This window comes from Thiohalophilus sp., from assembly GCF_034521165.1.
GTDB lineage: Bacteria > Pseudomonadota > Gammaproteobacteria > UBA6429 > Thiohalophilaceae > Thiohalophilus.
This window is the reverse complement of the sequence record NZ_JAXHMV010000008.1, coordinates 448218-469115: the sequence shown is the minus strand read 5'-3', so window position 1 is coordinate 469115 and position 20898 is coordinate 448218. Positions and strand designations below refer to the sequence as shown.

21 protein-coding genes are annotated in these 20898 nt (G+C 58.5%); 6 read left to right on the top strand and 15 right to left on the bottom strand.

The genetic code is table 11. The annotated features are described in order from the left end of the window. Positions 1–78 precede the first annotated feature (78 nt). The 5 genes from ftsY (at position 79) to rpoH (ending at position 5361) form a co-directional block, all read left to right on the top strand. Entirely contained in the window at positions 79–1074 is a 996-nt protein-coding gene (gene ftsY / locus U5K34_RS06975; protein WP_322568087.1) for a signal recognition particle-docking protein FtsY, read from the top strand. A 209-nt stretch (positions 1075–1283) separates the two neighbouring features. Next, on the top strand, positions 1284–1955 hold the full coding sequence (ftsE, locus tag U5K34_RS06970; protein ID WP_322567730.1) for a cell division ATP-binding protein FtsE: 672 nt from the start codon (positions 1284–1286) through the stop codon (positions 1953–1955). A gap of 4 nt (positions 1956–1959) precedes the next feature. Beyond that, on the top strand, positions 1960–2949 hold the full coding sequence (ftsX, locus tag U5K34_RS06965) for a permease-like cell division protein FtsX (protein WP_322567729.1): 990 nt from the start codon (positions 1960–1962) through the stop codon (positions 2947–2949). 89 nt (positions 2950–3038) lie between these two features. Continuing rightward, complete coding sequence (locus U5K34_RS06960) at positions 3039–4382, top strand: response regulator (protein ID WP_322567728.1); 1344 nt, start codon at positions 3039–3041, stop codon at positions 4380–4382. Positions 4383–4509: 127 nt separating this feature from the next. Beyond that, positions 4510–5361 carry an RNA polymerase sigma factor RpoH gene (gene rpoH / locus U5K34_RS06955; RefSeq protein ID WP_322567727.1) on the top strand — a complete coding sequence of 284 codons (852 nt, stop codon included), beginning with the start codon at positions 4510–4512 and terminating at the stop codon, positions 5359–5361. A gap of 166 nt (positions 5362–5527) precedes the next feature. Here rpoH and U5K34_RS06950 read toward each other — a convergent pair whose 3' ends face one another. The 15 genes from U5K34_RS06950 to U5K34_RS06885 form a co-directional block, all read right to left on the bottom strand. After that, positions 5528–5764, bottom strand: a complete 237-nt coding sequence (locus U5K34_RS06950; RefSeq protein WP_322567726.1) for a hypothetical protein — start codon at positions 5762–5764, stop codon at positions 5528–5530. 68 nt (positions 5765–5832) lie between these two features. Further along, positions 5833–6534 carry a hypothetical protein gene (locus U5K34_RS06945; protein ID WP_322567725.1) on the bottom strand — a complete coding sequence of 234 codons (702 nt, stop codon included), beginning with the start codon at positions 6532–6534 and terminating at the stop codon, positions 5833–5835. Continuing rightward, positions 6531–8228 (bottom strand): vWA domain-containing protein, encoded by a 1698-nt coding sequence (locus tag U5K34_RS06940; RefSeq protein WP_322567724.1) that lies wholly within the window; start codon positions 8226–8228, stop codon positions 6531–6533. The genes U5K34_RS06945 and U5K34_RS06940 overlap by 4 nt, the downstream gene beginning before the upstream one ends. Before the next feature lie 386 nt (positions 8229–8614). After that, positions 8615–8818, bottom strand: coding sequence for a cbb3-type cytochrome oxidase assembly protein CcoS (gene ccoS, locus U5K34_RS06935; protein ID WP_322567723.1), 204 nt, complete (start codon positions 8816–8818; stop codon positions 8615–8617). Positions 8819–8850: 32 nt separating this feature from the next. Then, positions 8851–11349: a heavy metal translocating P-type ATPase gene (locus tag U5K34_RS06930; RefSeq protein WP_322567722.1), complete on the bottom strand. Its 2499-nt coding sequence runs from the start codon at positions 11347–11349 to the stop codon at positions 8851–8853. Between the two features lie 10 nt (positions 11350–11359). Then, on the bottom strand, positions 11360–12184 hold the full coding sequence (locus U5K34_RS06925; RefSeq protein WP_322567721.1) for a FixH family protein: 825 nt from the start codon (positions 12182–12184) through the stop codon (positions 11360–11362). Positions 12185–12194: 10 nt separating this feature from the next. Beyond that, complete coding sequence (ccoG, locus tag U5K34_RS06920) at positions 12195–13601, bottom strand: cytochrome c oxidase accessory protein CcoG (RefSeq protein WP_322567720.1); 1407 nt, start codon at positions 13599–13601, stop codon at positions 12195–12197. 126 nt (positions 13602–13727) lie between these two features. Then, entirely contained in the window at positions 13728–14636 is a 909-nt protein-coding gene (gene ccoP, locus U5K34_RS06915) for a cytochrome-c oxidase, cbb3-type subunit III (protein WP_322567719.1), read from the bottom strand. After that, a complete protein-coding gene (locus tag U5K34_RS16090; protein ID WP_416224061.1) occupies positions 14629–14805 on the bottom strand; it encodes a cbb3-type cytochrome c oxidase subunit 3 in 177 nt (58 codons plus the stop codon). Before U5K34_RS16090 ends, ccoP begins: the two co-directional genes overlap by 8 nt. A gap of 38 nt (positions 14806–14843) precedes the next feature. Next, positions 14844–15593: a cytochrome-c oxidase, cbb3-type subunit II gene (gene ccoO / locus U5K34_RS06910; protein WP_322567718.1), complete on the bottom strand. Its 750-nt coding sequence runs from the start codon at positions 15591–15593 to the stop codon at positions 14844–14846. 25 nt (positions 15594–15618) lie between these two features. Next, complete coding sequence (gene ccoN, locus U5K34_RS06905) at positions 15619–17073, bottom strand: cytochrome-c oxidase, cbb3-type subunit I (RefSeq protein ID WP_322567717.1); 1455 nt, start codon at positions 17071–17073, stop codon at positions 15619–15621. 240 nt (positions 17074–17313) lie between these two features. Beyond that, positions 17314–18240, bottom strand: coding sequence for a heme o synthase (cyoE, locus tag U5K34_RS06900; protein ID WP_322567716.1), 927 nt, complete (start codon positions 18238–18240; stop codon positions 17314–17316). Beyond that, on the bottom strand, positions 18237–19250 hold the full coding sequence (locus tag U5K34_RS06895; protein ID WP_322567715.1) for a COX15/CtaA family protein: 1014 nt from the start codon (positions 19248–19250) through the stop codon (positions 18237–18239). Before U5K34_RS06895 ends, cyoE begins: the two co-directional genes overlap by 4 nt. Before the next feature lie 5 nt (positions 19251–19255). Further along, complete coding sequence (locus U5K34_RS06890; protein WP_322567714.1) at positions 19256–19882, bottom strand: SCO family protein; 627 nt, start codon at positions 19880–19882, stop codon at positions 19256–19258. Further along, on the bottom strand, positions 19860–20600 hold the full coding sequence (locus U5K34_RS06885) for an SURF1 family protein (RefSeq protein WP_322567713.1): 741 nt from the start codon (positions 20598–20600) through the stop codon (positions 19860–19862). Before U5K34_RS06885 ends, U5K34_RS06890 begins: the two co-directional genes overlap by 23 nt. Positions 20601–20673: 73 nt before the next feature. Between U5K34_RS06885 and U5K34_RS06880 the strand changes: the two genes are divergently transcribed. Then, entirely contained in the window at positions 20674–20880 is a 207-nt protein-coding gene (locus U5K34_RS06880) for a twin transmembrane helix small protein (protein ID WP_322567712.1), read from the top strand. Positions 20881–20898 lie beyond the last annotated feature (18 nt).

Below are 20898 nucleotides of genomic sequence, written 5' to 3'. Positions count from 1 at the left end.
TAGGATAGTGTCCCTGAAACACAGGAACAACCGGTTCCTCCACATTCCTCGATCACACTCACTACGACCCTGAAATTGATGTTTGGTTTCCGTAAATCCGATTCTGACAAGCGCGACGCAAAATCCGCCGCACCGGGTCTGTTTGCCCGCCTCAAACAGGGGCTGTCACGCACCCGCTCCGGCCTCACCGAGAGCCTGACCCGCCTGGCCCGGGGCAAAAAACAGATCGATGATGAACTGCTCGAAGAGATCGAGACCCTGCTGCTGGGCGCCGATGTCGGCGTCGAGGCGACCCGGCGGGTTATCGATGAACTGACCGCCCGGGTCTCGCGCAAGGAACTGCAGGACAGCGACGCCCTGCTCGACGCCCTGCAACAGGATATGCAGCAGATTCTGGCCCCCTGTGAGGCTCCGCTGACCATCGACACCAGTTGCCAGCCGTTTGTGATCCTGATGGTCGGCATCAACGGGGCCGGCAAGACCACCACCATCGGCAAACTGGCCCGGCAACTCCAGCAACAGGGCCATTCCGTCATGCTGGCCGCCGGGGATACTTTTCGCGCCGCCGCCATCGAACAGTTGCAGACCTGGGGGGAGCGCAACGACATCCCCGTTATCGCCCAGCAACACGGTGCCGACAGCGCCTCGGTCATTTATGACGCCATGGCCGCGGCCCGCTCGCGCGGCATCGATGTGCTGATCGCCGACACCGCGGGGCGTCTGCATACCCAGTCCAACCTGATGGACGAGCTGAAAAAGGTCAAGCGGGTCATGACCAAGCTGGATTCGGCCGCGCCGCACGAGGTGATGCTGGTGGTGGATGCCGGCACCGGCCAGAACGCCCTGGTCCAGGCCGAACAATTCCACAACGCCGTGGGCCTGAGCGGCATTACCCTGACCAAACTCGACGGCACCGCCAAGGGCGGGGTAATCTTTGCCATCGCCCAGAAACTGGGCGTGCCGATCCGCTATATCGGCGTCGGCGAAAGCATCGAGGACCTGCGCCCGTTCCACGCCGGCGAATTCGTCCAGGCCCTGCTGGGCAGCGACGCCGACGAGGCGCAAGAGCAATAATAAAAACCAGGCGGTCAGCGATTTCGTGACCGCATCAGGCAAACAGGCTGAACCAAAGCGTTACGCTTACAGCAGGCAGGTAAAAGGGAATCCGGGGTGAATCTGATCCAACCACCGAAGACACTGAAGCCACTGAAACCGGCTTTGGCCAGGCCGCGTGCGCGCTTTCCTCGGCCCTCGCCCCTCGTCCCTCGTCCCTTTTATTGCTGATGATTCGCTTTACCTCGGCCAGCAAACGCTATCCCGGCGGCTATGAGGCGCTGACCAATGTGAGCTTTCACATGCCGGCCGGTCAGATGGCGTTTTTAACCGGCCATTCAGGCGCCGGCAAGAGCACCCTGCTCAAGCTCATTGCGCTGCTGGAGCGGCCCAGCCGCGGCCAGGTGCTGATCAACAATCAGAACCTGGCCCGTGTCGGCCGCCGCCGCATTCCCTATTTCCGGCGCAACATCGGCATCATTTTCCAGGACCATCAGCTGCTGTTCGATCGCACCGTGTTTGACAATGTGGCCCTGCCGTTGATCATCGCCGGCCAGCCGCAGCGCGAGATCGGCCGGCGGGTGCGCGCCGCGCTGGACAAGGTCGGCCTGCTCAACAAGGAGAAGGCCTATCCGATCACCCTCTCCGGCGGTGAACAGCAGCGGGTCGGCATCGCCCGGGCGGTAGTCAACAAACCACTCCTGCTGCTGGCCGACGAGCCGACCGGCAACCTGGACCCGACGCTTTCCGCCGAGATCATGGGCATTTTCGAGGACTTCAGCCAGGTGGGGGTCACCGTGCTGGTAGCCAGCCACGATCTGGCCCTGATCTCGAGCCTGCCCTACCGTCGCCTGACCCTGGAACAGGGCCGGTTGAGCGCCGACAGTGACCCGAGCGAGTAAACCCATGCGCCGCGACCGTCCTGCCCCGTCCTCCAAACCCCGGCGCAGTGAAGCGCGCCGCCCCGGCCCGCCGGGCCGGCTGCGCATTCACCTGCTGCGCCATGCCCAGGTGTTTTTCTACACCCTTGGCCAGCTCAGCCGCCGCCCGGCCTCGATGCTGATGACCGCCGCGGTCATCGGCATTGCCCTGGCCCTGCCCGCCGGCCTGCATGTGGTGCTCAAAAGCGCCCAGCAACTCAGTGGCGGCTGGGACGAGACGAGCCAGATTTCCCTGTTTTTGCAACGCGGCACCCCCGAGGCGGAGGCACGTCGGCTGGTCCGCCAGCTCGAGGAGCATCCCCGGGTTCGCCAGGTCAACTACATTTCCCCGGAGCAGGCGCTGGCCGAATTCCAGCGCCTGTCGGGCTTCGGCGAGGCACTGGACGCCCTGCAGGAGAATCCCCTGCCGGCAGTGCTGGTGGTCCTGCCGGCCCTCGAACGCAGCAACCCGGCCGCCACCGAGACGCTGCTGGCCGAGCTGCGCGAGAACCCCCGCGTGGATCTGGCCCGGCTCGATGTGCAGTGGGTCAAGCGGCTCTACGCCATCATGGATATCCTGCGCCAGGGGGTCTATGTGCTGGCCAGCCTGCTGGCCCTGGCGGTGCTGCTGGTGGTGGGCAACACCATTCGCCTGGCCATCCAGAACCGCCGCGACGAGATTGTGATCGTCAAGCTGATCGGCGGCACCGATGCCTTCATTCGCCGTCCGTTTCTGTATACCGGCTTCTGGTATGGCCTGTTCGGCGCCCTGATCGCCTGGCTGCTGATCACGGTGTCCCTGTGGATCCTGAGCGGCCCGGTGGAAAAACTGGCCGGCCTGTATCAAAACAGTTTCAGCCTGAGCGGATTGAATATCCAGACCACGGCCATATTGCTGCTATCGGGGATCGCGCTGGGGCTGGTGGGCTCGTGGATCGCCGTGGGCCGCCATCTGCGTGACATCGAGCCGGGCTGAAGCCCAAAATAACCTGAAAATTTGTTACAGATTGCCCTGTTACGGTCGATACCTGTAGCAGTACAGTAATTTGTATCCGATACCCAAAAATGTCAGACATACAGACCCGAATCCTGGTGGTCGATGGCTCGTCCGTGTCACGGGCGATCCTCGCTCGCATCCTGCGCGAGGAGATGGACCACGTCGAGGTGGTGACCTGCGAATCGGGCAACGAGGCGCTGGCACTGCTCAAACAGGCGCATTTCGACCTGATTACCACTGCCCTGCTGCTTTCGGACATGGACGGCCTGGCGCTGAGCCGCGCGGTACGGGACACCAGGCAGCATCATTACACCCCGGTCATCGTGGTCTCCGGCGACGCCGATGAACGTCTGCTGCGCGAGGGTTTCGAGGCCGGGGTCACCGATTATTTCGACAAATCCAGCGGTTACAAGGCCTTTGGCGACTTCATCAAATCCTTCATCCAGCGCAATACCGGGCTGGTCGGCCATGTTCTGTACGTGGAAGACAGCCGCACTGCCGCCGCGGTGACCCGGAAAATCCTCGAAAAACACGGCCTCAAGGTCACCCTGACCGACAACGCCGAGCAGGCCATCGTGCTGCTGGACAACCCCAATCCCGACAGCGAGTTCGACATGGTCATCACCGATTTCTTCCTCGAAGGGGCGTTGACCGGCGGTGACCTGCTGCACGCCATCCGCGCCCGCCTGCACCTGTCGCAGCAGGAGCTGCCGGTGCTGGTGCTGACCGGCTCCGACGACAAACAGAAACAGGTCGAGGTGTTCCACGCCGGGGGCAACGATTTTGTCGGCAAGCCCCTGATCGAAGAGGTGCTGATCGCCCGGGTCCGCTCGCTGCTGTTGATCAAGCACCAGTATGATGCGCTCAAGCAGCAGACCGAGGCGATGCGCTGGATCGCCGCCACCGACAGCCTGACCGGCGTGCGCAGCAAACGCTATCTGGTGGACAACGGTGAAAGCTTCATTCGGGACACCACGCAGCAGCCGGTCTGGGCTATGCTGATCGACATCGATCACTTCAAACGGGTCAACGATACCCTGGGCCACATTACCGGCGATCACGTGCTGGCCGAGCTGGGCGCGACGCTCAATCAGTGGTTCCCGGACGATATGGCCGTGCGTTTCGGCGGGGAAGAATTCTGCGTGCTGGTCCGACAGACCCAGGCCGACGCCATGTTCGAGCTGGCGGAAAAGCTGCGCCACCACATCGAGCACCTGCAGCCGGCCGGGGTCGATATCACCATCAGCCTGGGGCTGGCCAGCACCGAGGACCACCCCGATCTGCCCCTGAGCGACTTCCTCAACAAGGCCGACCAGGCGCTCTACCATTCCAAGGAGCAGGGCCGAAACCGCGCCAGCCTGTTCGCCAGCGACGGCGTGCAGGCCTCCCCATGGAACTATTCCAGCCAATAGTGTTCCACAAGTCTTTGTAATCTTGACAATTTCAGTCTATATATTAGAGTGAACTAATAAGGTATTTGGCACTCTAACTTATCGAGTGCTAGTATTGGTGAATATGATGAATGAGGAAACACAGATTATGAGTAAGGGTCTAGAACTGCAACTGGCCGTCCCGACCGGCAACCTGGAATCCTATATCCAGGCAACGCGCAGTATTCCGATGCTTTCGGCGGAGGAAGAGACCTCACTGGCCCGACGCTGGCAGGAACAGCAGGATCTGGATGCCGCGCAACAGCTGGTGCTCTCGCATCTGCGCTTTGTGGTCCACATTGCCCGCAGTTACAGCGGCTACGGCCTGCCCCAGGCGGATCTGATCCAGGAGGGCAACATCGGCCTGATGAAAGCGGTCAAACGCTTCGACCCCAACGTGGGGGTGCGCCTGGTTTCTTTTGCGGTCTACTGGATCCGCGCCGAGATTCACGAATACATCCTGCGCAACTGGCGCATCGTCAAGGTCGCCACCACCAAGGCGCAGCGTAAACTGTTCTTCAACCTGCGCAGCGCCAAGCAGCGTCTGGGCTGGTTCAACCAGAACGAGGTCGAATCGGTGGCCGAGGATCTGGGCGTCTCCGCCAAGGATGTGCGTGAAATGGAGTCGCGCATGAGCGGCCAGGACGTCGGCTTCGATCAGCCGGATGACGACGACGACGATCGACCCAACCTCTCACCGGTCGGCTTTCTGGAAGACATGAGCCATGAGCCGTCGCAGGTGGTGGAAGACCAGCAGTGGGAGGCGCACAGCAAACAACAGCTGCTGGGCGCCCTGCAGAAGCTGGACGATCGCAGCCGCGACATCATCACCCGGCGCTGGTTGAGCGACAACAAATCCACGCTGCATGATCTGGCCGATACCTACAACATCTCGGCCGAACGGATCCGTCAGCTGGAAAGCAACGCCATGAAGAAATTGCGCGGGGCGTTGTCCGCCTGACGTCAAGGGGCTAGTTTCTAGGCGCTAGTCACCAGAACCCAAATTGAGCGACCAGCATCAAACTACTAAAAGGCCTCCATGCGGAGGCCTTTTTGTTTTCGCTTCTCTCATACGCCCTGGGAAGTAACGCGGAGAACGCAAAGGCGCAGAGGTCGCAAAGTAAAAATTATTTCTCTGCGTCCTTGGCGTCTTTGCGATCTTTGCGTTTTATTCCAGAGCGCCGAAAAGTGGATACCGGCCTGTCAGACGCAGCATCCGCTTCGTAGTCACTTCCCAGGTCGATGCCGAGTTCTTCGGCCACAGCCTGCCAGTAGGGTTCGGCCTCGCAGGAGCAACAGTCGCACCAGACGGCGATACCGTCGTGCATGCTGATGGAATTCCGGGGCTGTGATTTGCCGCTCATGGTTCACCTCTGCCAAACAAGTGATCGCGGAGCCCGCACGAGGGATTGCTTCTTATCCACCAGAGATATTACTGATTTGGTTTGGGTTCCTCGGTATCGGGGTCCAGCTCTGGTATTTCATCTTCGTCATCCGTTTCATGCCCCTGTTCCTCACCGTTGTCACTGGAAACCACCTTGCTGATCTTCTGCTGCAACTTGAACATTTCGTTTTTCAGCCGTTGCTCGCCTTCCTTGTGCCCGCCTTCATACATGGAGGCGTATTCGTCCATCATGTTCTCCATGGTTTCCATGGTGGTCTCAAGGTTTTTCTGCAAACTTGCCTTCTCATCCCGCAGCTGTTTGTTTTCGCGCTTGAGCTTGACGAGCAGCGATTCACGTTCGGCGTCGCCCTCGTCTTCGGTTTCCAGTAAATGATAGTAGCTTCTGACCAGCCTTTCGACATCGTGATCCACCTGCAGCAGCTGTTCCGGGTCCCGTCCCATGAACAGGCGCAACACGTGGGAGTAGAGGCTGGTTTCACATTTGAGCATCGCCCGGGCCCGGGCCTCGGCCTGCTCGGCATTCATTTCAAGATGCTCGGTAAGCAGCGCGACGAGTTTCTGCCGCCGTTCGGGCTCCGACTCGCGCAGGCGATGGATCAACTCCAGGGCCAGCCGCCGGTGCTTGCGCTGACGGCGAATCATCCACACCAGCAGCACAATGGCGCCCAGCAACAATACCGCGCTCAATTCACTGGTCAGCACCAGCAAGCCGGTCAGAAACTCGTTCATAGTTCCAACTCCTTCTCTTCGGAGGCCAGAACATCACGGCGTAACTTGCGCAAATAAACATAGATCGCCAGACCACCCAGGATGAGTAACAAATTGGTCACGACCACCATGCCAATCACCCAGCGCCAGTCCAGTTCCGTTTGCGTCTGCGGTTCACTTTGTGGACCGCCGGCGGTTGAGGCCGGGCTGTCGTCCCCTTCGCTGGCCAGGGCGCTGGCCGGCGCACGGCCTATCAGGCGTTCCACATGACTGACAAAATCACGTCCATCCTGGCGGGTCGCCTGAAATTCAATGCTCAGGCTCTCGCCACGCAAGCTCGCCGGCACCTCGGCCTGCCAGGCATTGCCCTCGCGGGTCAGTTCGATCGGCATATCGGCGCTGTTATGCACCGCCACCTGGATTGAGTCGGGCTGGAACAGGGCCGTCACCGGGTTAATCTGAAGTCGGTAATCTCCCTCAGGTTGCTCGTCCAGTCGGATGGTCAGCGGCGCGTCATACACGCGCAGATGATGGACCTGCTCGCGTTCGAAGGTCGGGCTGCTGGCTCGCACCCGCAGAGTATGCTCACCGACTACCAGAGCCTGTTGCATATCGCGCTGGTAAGCCCCGTCGGTGTCGGTATCGTTCAGTTCATAGCGCGACACCCCGGAATCCGGCGGATTATCGGTATGCAGGCTGAAGTCGACCAGTTCAAGGAAGGATTGATCGTTGAGCCGTTGCCCTTTGTCACTGAGCCAGGCATTTATCTTCAGCGGATCCTGAAGCAACAGATGATCCGGCAACGGATCCACCTGCAGTTGCAGATTGGTCAGCACCGTGACCCGGTTATCGGGATCCTCGCGGGTCTGCAGCTGCCACTCACCGCTTTGCGGCTGTTCGATGGTCACCAGATCATAGGCCTGTTCGCCATACCAGCGTGCCGACGAAGGATGATCTGTTTCGCGCCAGGATTGCTGTTCGGGAGTGACGATACTCAGAGATGGGTCGCCATCTTCACGAAACACCAGCAAGGTAATATCCTCGACCATGTCATCGACGACAAAGCGGTTGTTCGTCAGGGGCAGGGTCTGCACCGTGACCGCCTTTTCAAACAGCCGCAGAAACAGTCGTTGCAGCGCCTCGCTGTCGCGGGCCTCTTCATACCAGCCGCCGCTGGCGGCCGAAAGTGTCGTCAGCAGTTCCCGATCCACGCCGTCGGAGAGCCCGAGCGTATGGATTTTGACCCCGGCGCGTTGCAGGCGCGGCAACAGGTCCTCCAGGATTCGCCGACGGGAAGCCGCGCTCTCGCGCGGCTTATCACTGACATCCACCTTGCCGTCGGTGAGTAATAACAGGTGCCGATCATAGGCCGGATCCGGCGATTGCCAGTTGAACGCCGCCTTCTCCAGCGCGGCCTCGATGTTGGTATACAGACCGCGGGAATGGAGCGCGTCCGCTTCACGCCGGGCGCGCGCTTTCCAGTCGGCGTCAACCCGCCCGTAGGGTACGGCCATGTTCACGTACTGTCCGAACGTCCAGACGCCCGCGCGGGTTCCCTCCGGCATCAGACCGGTGAGCAGCTTCAATGCCGGACGACGCAGGTTGTCGGGATCGGTCTGCTTCATACTGCCGGAGATATCGATCAGGACACGCAGATCGGTCGTCGGCGCCGCGTCCGCCCACAGGGGCGCAGCGCCCGATAAGAGCAGAAGCATAAGAAATAAAGCGTAACAGCGTGAGTGTTGCACAAATGCCAAAAACCCGAGACTCCATCTTGAAATGACTCCCGCACGGAGAAAAATCCCGGCGGTTCATTCAGTTATCGGCGAATGCGACGACAGAGTTGAGTGTTTGACGGACTTTTGACAGAAAAAGTGACAGGCAGAGGGGAACAACCGACCCGAAAAGCGCCTGCGCACTTTTCGGGCAGGCAACGGTTCAGCCGGCGATAATCACGGACAGTAAACTGAACCAGGCAATGGCGACCAGAACAATCACAATCACCATGGGCAAATTCTGGAACGTGAACATTTCTTTCATGGGGCTCTCCAAAAAAACGTCGTCTTCAATAAGTAAATTCTAATAAACCCGGGACGGCGCATCAAGTCGACCTGTCCTTATCCTCTTCGGAGGTGTCTTCCCGGCGCCGACTGGGAATCCGCGGATCGTCATCATCCATCAAAATCCGGTGGGCCGGGCCTTCCAGGTCCTCGAACTGCCCGCTGCGCACCGCCCAGATCAGCGCCCCGATGGCCACCGCCAGCACGATCACGGCGATGGGGATAAGCAGATAGAGGATCTCCATAACGTCTCCTTGAATTCCCACTCCCGGCTTTATCAGCCGGGACGCCCCTCATTATCCGCCACCGGCGATAGCGGTGAAACCCCGGCTTCCCGATCCGGTGCCGACGCCGGCTTTTCCCCGCGTAACAGGCGCAGGGCATTGAGTACCACCAGCAGCGAACTCAGGGACATGCCCAGCGCGGCAAGCCAGGGCGTCAGGAAACCGGCCGCCGCCACCGGCAGGGCCACCAGATTATACCCCAGTGCCCAGCCGATATTCTGGCGAACGATGCGCAGCGTGGCGCGTGACTGCTTGACGGCCCCCAGCAAATGGCCCAGCCGGTTGGACTGCAAAATCATGTCGGCGCTGTTGCGGGCCAGTTCCACCCCGCTGGCCATGGCAATGGAGACATGGGCCTGGGAGAGGACCGGGGCATCATTGACCCCGTCGCCGACCATCGCCACGGTCTGCCCCTGCTCCTGCAGTTCCCGCAAACCGGCCAGCTTGTCCGCCGGCAGCAGGGCGCCCCGCGCCTGTTGAATTCCCAGCTGTTCGGCGACCCGGCTCACCGCGGCGGCGTCATCGCCGGAAAAGAGCCGGACCTCGATCCCCAGCTCCTGCAGTCCGGCCACGGTCGCCTTCGCATCACAACGCAGCCGGTCGCTCAGCTCCAGCAGTGCCAGCATCCCCTCGCCCGAGCCCAGATAGACCGGGCTCGTGCCGGGCGTCGCCGCGGGTACCGCGCCGCCCTCGATGCCGCTCAGTTCGCTGACAAAGGCCAGCGTCCCTACCCGGTAGGTCACCCCGTCGATCTCGCCGCTCACCCCGCAACCGGGTGTCGCCTGCAGCCGTTCAACGGAGGGCGGCGCCCCCGCTTCGGCGCGAATGGCCCGGGCCAGCGGGTGTTCCGAGCCCTGCTCCAGGGCCGCCGCCAGTGCCAGCGCGCGTGGCGCCGACAGCTCGCCCAGCGGGCGGACCCGGGCGAGCGACAGCTGACCCTCGGTGAGGGTCCCGGTTTTGTCGAAAATCAGCGTATCCATGCGCGCCAGGGTCTCCAGCGCGTGGCCCCGCGTGGTAATCACGCCGCGGCGGGTCAACTGACCGGTACTGGCGGTCATGGCCACTGGCGTGGCCAGTGACAGGGCACAGGGACAGCTGACCACCAGCACCGCCACGGCCACCCAGAAGGCCCGGGCCGGGTCGATCTGCCACCAGATCAGCCCCGCGCCGGCGGCCAGCAACAGGACCAGCAACACGAAATGGCCGGTGCCGCGCTGGGCCAGCCGGGCTATGCGCGGTTTTTCACTCTGGGCCCGATCCAGCAGCCGCTGAATACCGGAGAGCACGGTATCCTGTCCGACCCGGGTCACCCGCATCTCCAGCGGACTCTCCACGTTGACGGCACCGCCGATCAGGCCATCGCCGGCCTGTCGCGGGCGGGGCAGGCTCTCCCCGGTCAGCAACGATTCGTCCACACTCGAGGTGCCGCTGAGCACCTCGCCATCGGCCGGTACCGTCTCACCGGGTCGGATGCGGACCCGATCGCCGGGCACCAGTTCGGCGACCCCGACCTGGGTCTCCTCTCCCTGCGCATTCAGCCGCGTGGCCAGCGCCGGTAGCAGCGTGGCGAGATTTTCCACCGCCGCGCTGGCGCGCTGGCGTGCCCCCATCTCCAGATAGCGACTCAACAGCAGGAAAAACACAAACATGGTGGCCGATTCAAAATAGACCTCGCCACCGCGCGTGACGGTGGCAATGGCACTGGCGATGTAGGTGCCGCCCACGGCCAGCGCTACCGGCACGTCCATGCCCAGCTGACGCTGGCGCAGATCCCGCCAGGCGGCGGTGTAGAACGGCCAGCCGGCGTACACCACCACCGGGGTGGCGATAATCAGGCTGACCCAGCGCAAGAAGTGCATCATGTCGCGGCTCATGCCCTGGTCCTCGCCGGCATACAGCGCCACGGCCAGCATCATGACCTGCATCATCCCCAGGCCGGCAATGGCCAGACGCCGCAGGGCGCGGCCGCGCTCGCGCTGCTGGACCTGGGCCTGACGGTGCGGATCGTAAGGATGGGCGCGGTAACCGATGGCGCTGATCGCCCTGAGGATGTCGCTGAGCTGAATCTGTCGCTCGTCCCAGCGCACGCGGGCGCGCTGGGTGCTGTAATTGACGGAAAATTCCAGCACGCCGGGCAAGTTGCCGACGTGTCGTTCATTGAGCCAGACACAGGCGGCGCAGGTGATGCCTTCCAGAATCAGCGAGGCCTCGCGCTCCTCGGGTTCACCGCTGACGAAGCGTTGCTGCACTTCGGGCCGATCGTAGAGATCCAGCGTCTTCAGTGCCTCGGGCACCAGTTGCGCGGGGTTGGGGGCATTTTCGGTGCGATAGCGATAGAAGTCTTCCAGGCCGGCCTCGACAATGGCATTGGCCACCGCCTCGCAGCCGGGACAACACATGGGCCGGGCCTCGCCATCGATCACAGCCTGGTAATGGCTGCCTGGAGGAACCGGCTGCCCGCAATGAAAACAGCTGTGATGTTCCTCGCTCATCGCAAACGGCTCAGCGCGCCGCCTCTATCCGGGTGCTTGCCTTGATCTCATGGCGCTGTTCACCCCGGCGTATCTGCAGCAGCAATTCCCAGCGCCCGCCTTCGGGCAACACCGGTTCGGCCAGATAACTGCCGGGCTCGTCGCTCAGCGGTGACATGACAAACGCCTGATCCAGCCGGCTGTCGCCCGGGCGCAAAAAGAGGCCCCGCACCTCGGCGTCACTGATCGGTGTCCCATCCCGCTCAAGAACCCGCAGCTTGAAGACAGACGCCTGCCCGGCCCGGGCCTCACCCAGCCAGCCTTTTTGCACCTGCCAGCCCCGTTCCTGCTGTTCCTCAAAGCGCTGTTGAAACTGGTTGAATTCATCCTGCTCATTGCGAAAATCGCGCGCCACGGTACCGGGAAAATGGGAACTCACCTCCCCGCCACTGTGCGGCTCGGGCAGCAGCCAGCGGGTCGCCTCGCTGTCCAGGCCTTTTTGCGCCAGCAGGATATAGACGGAATTGACGGCAATGACGACCATGAAAAAGATCACGATCGCCGCCGGTCCCCAGTGAAACCAGCGACCGGTTTCGCCATCCGCGCGGCGCGCATCGCGTTGGCTGCTGATAATCCCCAGCACATAGACCGTCACCAGATAAACGGCAATATGAATGGCAAACACATCGGCCCCCGGCCAGGTAATGATGACCGTGGGCATATAGATACCCACCACCAGCAAGGCCGCGACCACTGCCACCATCTTGCCGTCCAGCCGGCTGAAGCGGTACAGCAGGGCAAAACCAATGGCAATGGCAATCACGCCACCGAGCAGGGAATACAAAATATCTGTCATGGCAGCGACCTTAGTCTGTTAGCGGTGTATAGAAAACGGTATTACGACGGGTCGTGAGCGGATCGTCACTGTCCAGCTGACGAATCACAAACTCGAACGACCGGCGTTCCTGCTCGGCTGTTTGCGGCCGCCGGTTCACCTTGGCGATCAGCTTGAGACTGTGTTCAGCGCTGACCGTGACTTCACTGTTCCCCCCCAGGTCCAGTTCCGCCTGCGGGAGTCCTTCAATACTGATCCGGTAACGGATCGCGTCGCTGGTCTTGTTGTTGATCTTGATCTCGTAACGATTCTGAATCCGGCCGTCGGAGAGTGTGACGGACAACGGCTGACGGAACTGGGCCACACTCAGCTCAACCTTGTCCCGATGCGAGATGGCCCAGGCCAACAGGCTGACCGCGGCGATCAGCACCAGCGCATAGCCCAGATTTTTCAGGTTGAAGGGATTGCTCTTTTTCCCTTCCAGGGCGTTTTGCGAGGTATAGCGGATCAGTCCGCGCGGATAACCGATGCTGTCCATGATGGTATCGCAGGCATCGATACACAGGGCGCAGGAGATACACTGATATTGCAGGCCATTACGAATATCGATACCGACCGGGCAGACCTGCACGCAATAGCCACAATCGATACAATCGCCTACCTTGTCGGCGATACGCGCCTCGCGCTCCATGTAATCTTTGGACGGTTTATGCCGACCCTGCCCGCGCTCGCCGCGTTGCTCATCGTAGGCCACAATCAGGGTATCCCGATCGAACATCACGCCCTGGAAGCGGGCATAGGGGCACATATAGGTGCAGACCTGCTCGCGCGCCAGACCGGCCATCACATAGGTTGTGGCGGTCAGAAACAGGGTCGTGGCATACGCCGCGAAGGGCGCCTGCCCCTGGAAGAAATCCACGGCCAGCTGCGGCGCATCGCCCCAGTAGAGCGTAAACGTCAAACCGGTGACAAACGCCATGGCCAGCCACAGCAGATGCGTCATTCCCAGTTTGATAAACTTGGCCATGCCCCACGGCGCGTTCGCCAGTTTAATCCGGGCATTACGTTCGCCCTGCACCAGCCGTTCGATCAGAATATAAACATCCGTCCACAGGGTCTGGAAGCAGAAATAACCGCAGAAGACACGCCCGGCAACGCCGGTGACGAAAAACAGCAACAGCGCAAATATGACCAGCAGCCCCGCCAGCCAGAAAATATCCTGGGCATAGACCACCAGATCAAACAGATAAAACCGTCGTCCGGCCAGATCGAACAATACCGCCTGGTCCGGTGCGTTTTCGCGCGCCCAGCGTAACCAGGGCAGCAAAAAGTAAACGCCATAGGCCAGCGTCAATATCGCGTATTTAATCGTGCGAAAGCGTCCTTTGACCGAACGCGGATAGATTGGAATACGGGCCTGGTAAGCGGGTTGTGTCATTCCTGCATCAATTTAGTGTCAGACATCCACGGGTAATGCCAAATAAATAAAGGGAGGGACGTTCGCCTGTTGCAAACGCGCCCTCCCACCGGTTGTTTTTGTTGTTTTCGAGTCGGGCAATCGAGCCTAGTTCCCGCCGCCCATTTCGTGCACATAGAAAGTCAGAATCTTGATCTCGGTATCCGACAGGCGCTCTTTCCAGGCCGGCATTTCTCGCGATACACCATTACGTACCATTTTCATCACGGTCTCTTTTTTCGCCTGATTGCCCGCGGCACCCGGAACATCGATAATGGTCCAGATACTGTCGGTGAGGTTCGCTGAACCCATCGCTGTTTTGCCTGTGGCATTGTCACCATGGCATACCGCACAATTGGTATTGAATACCTGCTTGCCGCGTTCGACTTCTCCGGCATCCAGGTCATCGCCGGAAAGGCTCAGAACATATGCCGAAACATCGCTGATTTGATCCTGCGAGAGCTGTCCCTTGAAGGCCGGCATATTGCCCTGGCGACCTTCACGAATGGTATGTTCGATCTGTTCGAACGAACCACCCCACAGCCAGGCATCGTCGATCAGGTTCGGGTACTTGCCCATCACGCCATTACCTCCGGTCTGATGACAGGCGGCACAGTTGTCCGCGAACAATACCTTGGCCCTGGAAAATGCGAAACCACTCTGCTCAGGATCGGCCTGAATCTCCTGGTATGAAGCCTGACTCAACTGCTCAACATATTTGGCCTGTGCCTCGCGAGCTTCCTGCATTTCTTTTTCAAACAGCGCACGCGTATTCCAGTGCGTGGTGACTGTCTTGCCGTCTTCGGTGGTATAGGTGATGTCGTTCATCACACCCTTGGTATAATCGTCACCAATGGGTAATGTGGGGTAAAGAATCCAGTAAATAATTGAAAACACAACCGTGGCATAGAACGCCCACAGCCACCAGTTCGGAAGCGGATTGTTAAACTCCTGCAGATCACCGTCCCAGGCATGACCGGTTGTCTGTACTGTCTTCTGGCTTTTATCTTTACTCATTGTCTGTATCCTTGCGATGGCCTACGTCATCATCTTCAAACGGAATATTCTTGTACGACTCGAGACGGCGACTGCGCTTGCGGTTTGTAAAGACATACAAAATGATGCCCACAAACGTAATGAAGAAAAGAAGCAACAGGAACGTTTTTGCGCCCCCGGAATGCACCATCGATTCTATCCAGTCATACATATCAGGTCAGCTTCCCTTTAACGGTACTGCACAAAGTGCCCGTCCTCGAACTCACTGAAGTCCACCATGGTGCCAAGTACCTGCAAATAGGCCACGAGGGCATCCATCTCACTGACAACCATCGGGTTACCGTCGTAGTTACCCTGGTTGGCCTCGGTGACGAGGTTTTCCGTAGCGGCATTGATGTCCAGCTGTTTGGCGACGTCTTCGCCGAAACGTTCGACATTGGTCTGGTACTCTGCCTCGGTTTCTGAATAAGGCACACCCACGACTTTCAGCGCCCGCATGCGGTCGGCTACATCCTTATAGTTCAGCTTGTTTTCCAGCAGCCAGGGGTAATTCGGCATAATCGATTCAGGGACCACGGAACGCGGTGCAACCAGATGCTGGACATGCCATTCGTTGGAGTATTTTCCACCAACACGCGCCAGATCGGGCCCGGTCCGCTTGGAACCCCACTGGAAGGGGTGATCGAACTTCGATTCGGCGGCCAGGGAATAGTGGCCGTAGCGCAATGCCTCGTCACGAAACGGGCGCACCATCTGGGAATGACACAGATAGCATCCCTCCCGCACATACAAATCACGACCACGCAGCTCCAGTGGCGTGTAGGGCCGAACGGTTTCCTTGCCGGAAACTTTTACCTCTTCGATCGTGTCATCGATCATGTATAGCGGAACGATTTCGACCAGACCGCCGATACTGATGACGATCAGAGTCAGGACGATAAGCCAGCCGGCATTGGTTTCTATAGTTTCGTGTTTCATTGCTCTTCTCTAATCCTGTTGTTCTTTAGGCCTTGGCCATTTTCGTGGCCAGCTTGGCTTCCAGTTCAGCCCTTTCACGACTTGCCTTGCGGATGGTCATGTAGACATTGAATGCCATCAGGATCATACCGGCAACAAAGAATGCGCCGCCAATGGCCCGGAATACGTATGGCTGGTGCAGGAAGGCAACGGATTCCACAAAGGTATAAGCCAGATTGCCGTATTCATCAAAAGCGCGCAGCAGCAGGCCCTGGCCGATACCGGCCACCCACATGGCGCTGATGTAGAGCACGATACCGATGGTCGCCAGCCAGAAGTGCAGATAGATCAAGCGGTCGCTGTACATTTTGGTTTCCCACAGGCGCGGGATCAGGTGATACAGCGAGCCGAAGGTGATCATGGCAACCCAGCCCAGCGCACCGGAGTGTACGTGACCGATAGTCCAGTCGGTGTAATGCGACAGCGCGTTAACACTCTTGAGCGACATCAGCGGGCCTTCAAAGGTCGACATGCCGTAGAACGACAGGGCCACGATCAAAAAGCGAATGATCGGATCGGTACGCAGTTTGTCCCAGGCACCGGAGAGGGTCATGATCCCGTTGATCATCCCGCCCCATGACGGCATGAGCAGCAGGATGGAGAAGGTGGCCGCCAGTGTGGAGGTCCAGTCGGGAATCGCGGTCCAGTGCAAATGATGGGTACCGACCCACATGTACAGGAAGATCAGGGCCCAGAAATGGATGATCGACAGTCGATAGGAATAGACGGGACGGCCGGCCTGCTTCGGCACAAAGTAATACATCATGCCAAGGAAGGCCGCAGTCAGGAAAAACCCTACGGCATTATGGCCATACCACCACTGGGTCATGGCATCCTGAACACCGGCATGCAGACTGTAAGACGAGAGGCTGAACATGCTGACCGGGACGGCCATGTTGTTAAAGATGTGTAACAGGGCGGTTGCCAGAATAAAGGCGATGAAGAACCAGTTGGCCACATAAATGTGCGGCTGGCTGCGGCGGCGCAGGGTCTGTACATAGATCCAGAAATAGGCCACCCAGGTGACGGCGATCAACAGATCGATCGGCCAGACCATTTCCGCGTATTCCCGGGCCTGGGTGTAACCGAACATGTAGGAGATCGCGGCCAGCGCGATGGAAGCCTGCCAGCCCCAGAAGGTCAGATTGGCGAGACCATCGTTGTACAGGCGCGCCTGACAGGTCCGTTGCACCACATAATAGGAGGTGGCGAACAGCGCACTACCCCCAAAGCCAAATATGACCAGTGTCGTGTGCACCGGACGCAGACGACCAAAAGTGATTTCCGGGATATCGAAATTCAGAAATGGCCAGGCCAGTTCGGAGGCAATATACAAACCTGCGAACATTCCCAGCACACCCCAGACAATGGTCATAATGGTGAACTTGCGAACAATATCGTAGTTGTATTGTTCCGCAGCCTGTGCAGTTGAGTGGGCCATATAACGCCTCTTGGTTCTAGGTTGAATCAGGTGATGATAAGGGAGTTTTCCGCCTGCACCGCCACAGGAATCCTGAGAAAATCCCTCGGAAATATCGATATATAAGAATATTGTAAAGTATCTGTAAAGCGACAGGCAACTGCCGATGACCTGGCCAGTATAGACGCGCCATCCCCTTCAGCACCAATCGGGGGAGGGGATCTGCCGAAGTCGACAGATTATAGCTTACTTATTGTGCGGTTATTGCCAGAGCGCCAGCAGTAACGGAATGTAGTGGTCTATCAGCAACAGCGCGAACAGCAACATCAGATAGAGGATGGAATAGCCGAACGTTTTGATGGCGATTTTCGGATCCCTGTCCGACTGCATGCGAATGGCGTAATAGAGAAAGATGCCGCCGAGGATAAGCGCCCCGATAAAATAGAGCCAGCCGCTCATCCGGGTGGCAAACGGCAACAGCGTCACGCCAAACATAATAATGGTGTACAGCAGCACATGCAGACGGGTGAACTGTACCCCGTGGGTAACCGGCAACATCGGCACATTGACCCTGGCGTACTCCTCGCGTTTATGAATCGCCAGAGCCCAGAAATGGGGCGGGGTCCAGGTATAGATGATCAAAAACAGCAACAGGCTGTCGGGATGGATATGCCCGGTTACCGCCGTCCAGCCCAGTACCGGCGGCGCGGCACCGGCCGCGCCACCGATCACAATATTCTGCGGCGTGGCGCGCTTCAGGTACATCGTATAAACAAAGGCATACCCGATCAGCGACAACAGGGTCAGTACCGCGGTCAACGGATTAACCAGATAGATCAGGATCACCATCGAGGCAATGCCAAGCAGGGCGGAGAACAGCAGTGCCTGTTTGTTGGTAATCGTGCCGGAGGGCAGGGGCCGTTTTGAGGTCCGTTGCATCTGCGCATCGATCTTCTGATCCACAATCTGATTGATCGCCGCCGCCGATGCCGCGGCCAGACCAATGCCCAGGGTACCGAAGATCAGCGGCTGCCAGGGCACCATCCCCGGCACCGATAAAAACATACCCACAATAGCCGTGAATACGATCAACGCAACGACCTTGGGTTTACACAGGGTATAGTAGTCACACCATAACCGGAAAATATCCGGGCGAACTTCAGACTGTTTGACGGTCTCCCCCATCATCTTCTCCGCGGCTCGAATGCCAGGTGGTTCAGGGTTACCAGGGTGAGTAACAATAACGCACCCACGCCGTTATGCGCCACTGCCACAGCCAGCGGCAGGGACAGCAGGACATTGGCAATTCCCAGGCTGACCTGGAGTAACAATACGGCCAACAGGGTCAAACCCACAGGCCGCAGAGTTTCACCAAAACGGCCCAGCAACAACATCAATCCCAACGCACCCAGGTACAAAAAGGTGACCAGCGCGCCAAGTCGATGGGTGAAGTGAACCGTGACCCGTGCGGTGTTGCTCATCACCCCGCCTTCATAATCCGGCCCGATACCGTGCCAGAAAGTAAAGGCTTCGCCAAAGTCAGTCTGCGGCCACCACTTGCCCTGGCAGGTCGGAAAATCAGTGCAATGCAACGCGGCATAGTTGGCACTGGTCCAGCCCCCCAGCATAATCTGCCCCACCACGATCAACAGAGCGATCAGGGCCAGTTTTTTCAATTGCCCGACCTGTATGCCAGTACGTAATCGAGAAAACAGGTTCATATGCCGCAGTGTTATCCACCAGAGCAAAGACAGGGTCGCCATCCCCCCCATTAAATGCAGCATGACGATCACGGGTTTGAGCTTGATCGTGACCGTCCACATCCCGAGCAAAGCCTGGAAGATAATCAACACACTCAGGAACAACGGCAACTTGAGTGCCTGTTGTGGATGACGGCGATTGCGCCAGGCAATAAAGGCCAGAGTAAATACCAGCAGACCCAGAATACCGGCAAAATAGCGGTGTACCATTTCCTTCCAGGCCTTGTGCGCCTCGACCGGACGCTCGGGATACAGCGCATTGGCCGTCAGCACATCCTGCTCGCTCTTCGGCACACCCAGGTGTCCATAACAGCCCGGCCAATCCGGGCAGCCCAGCCCGGCATGCGACAGGCGGACATAGGCCCCCAATATCACCACACACAGGGCCAGCACGCTGGCAATCAAACCCAGTCTGGCAAACAGTGTTTCTTTGTTCATGTTTATTATCCTGATCGCGCAAACTTCAGCAAACGTTCCAGATCCCGGATAGCGCCCTTTGGTTCGTAGTCTTCGGGATAACTCATCATCAGATAACCCCGTGGGTCCACCAGATACATTGACTGTAGCGACGGGCCCGAACCGGTATCGTGTTTAAATTGATCAACTACTTTCCGCAGGTTGGCATCATCCGCATAGACGATCTTCAAATCCGGATGGTCTTCCAGGACACCACGCAGGCTTTCTTGTGGCGCACCGTCTGTCGAGATATGAATACGGACAAGCCGCTGCCGGTTGCCCCCCTGGGCCAGACGAATCTGACGCATCAGGTACAACTCTTCGACACATTCCGGGTTACAGCTCGCACCACCAAAATGGATCATCAACCACTTATCACGCACATCGGAGAAACGAAAAGTCGCACCTTCTTGATCAGTCAGGGCAACATCCGTCAGCAGGCGTGGCGGCTGAATCAGATCACCATGGTTGCGTTCACCACCTATATCCCATTTATCCAGATTAAAATACAGGACCAGGACAATAATAATCGGCAAAAAGAATACCGCGACAAGCAGCAGGAATTCCCGCCGACCCTTGTTTCGCTGTGCCTCACTTACGTTCGTGTTCTGCATGTTCAATTTTTCTACTGTTGACAAATATAAATATCAAAAACAGCGCCAGCGCCAGGGTAAACCATTGCACGGCATAACTGGTACTCTTCTCGGGTGAACTACTGACAATCTTCCACTCTCTGACGAACCCGTGTGGCTCATTTTCATCCAGTTGCAATATATACGGATACAGCTTGTGGCCTGTTTGGTCCTCGAGTTCGTTTATATCCAGCCATTGCACCACCAGTGGCCAGCTTGCGTCAGTATAACTTTGTTCGCCCAGCTTCAGACCGATGTCTGACGGCAGTTTCAAGCGACCCGTCAATTCAATTTGTTGCTTCGGTGTTGTAAACTTCGGCAGCTTGTCACGTTGTAAATGGCCATCGATCCAGCCGCGATTAACCAGGATGTATTGCTGCATACCGTCGATTCGTAACGGTGTCAGCACGTGATAACCCGCCCGCTTTTGATGAACCTGGTTATCCAGCAATATTTGCCGATCATCGTCAAACTGGCCGCTGATTCTGACCCGTCGATATTCTATCTGATCTGTCGGGACGAGCCGGGATAGTTCAACGGCAGGCCGGGCTTGCTGCTCGGCGAAGCGCTGCTCAATTTCCCGTTTTTCCTGCGCCCGGTCCAGTTGCCAGAAACCCAGGCGCAGCAATACCGGCAGCAGGATAATTGTTGCGATCGTCGGCCAGAGGCGCGGCCTGAATTCACGATTGCCAAATTGCATTTTATCACCCGCCGTCCATATGCCCGTCGCGACATTTTGGGTATACTTTATTCACCAGTTAGCGGAGGTAACCATGCTTTTTAAAGCAGCGATCGTCATTGTCCTCGTGCTGATATTACTCAGCCTGGCCACAGCCATGTTTTCCATGCTCAAAGGTAACCAGGACTCCACGCGTACCGTCAAGGCATTGACCCTGCGAATCGCGCTGTCTATCGGTCTGCTTATCTTTATTATGATCGGTTATTCGCTCGGCCTTATTTCACCACACGCGCTGATATAACGCCACGGTGAATTGACT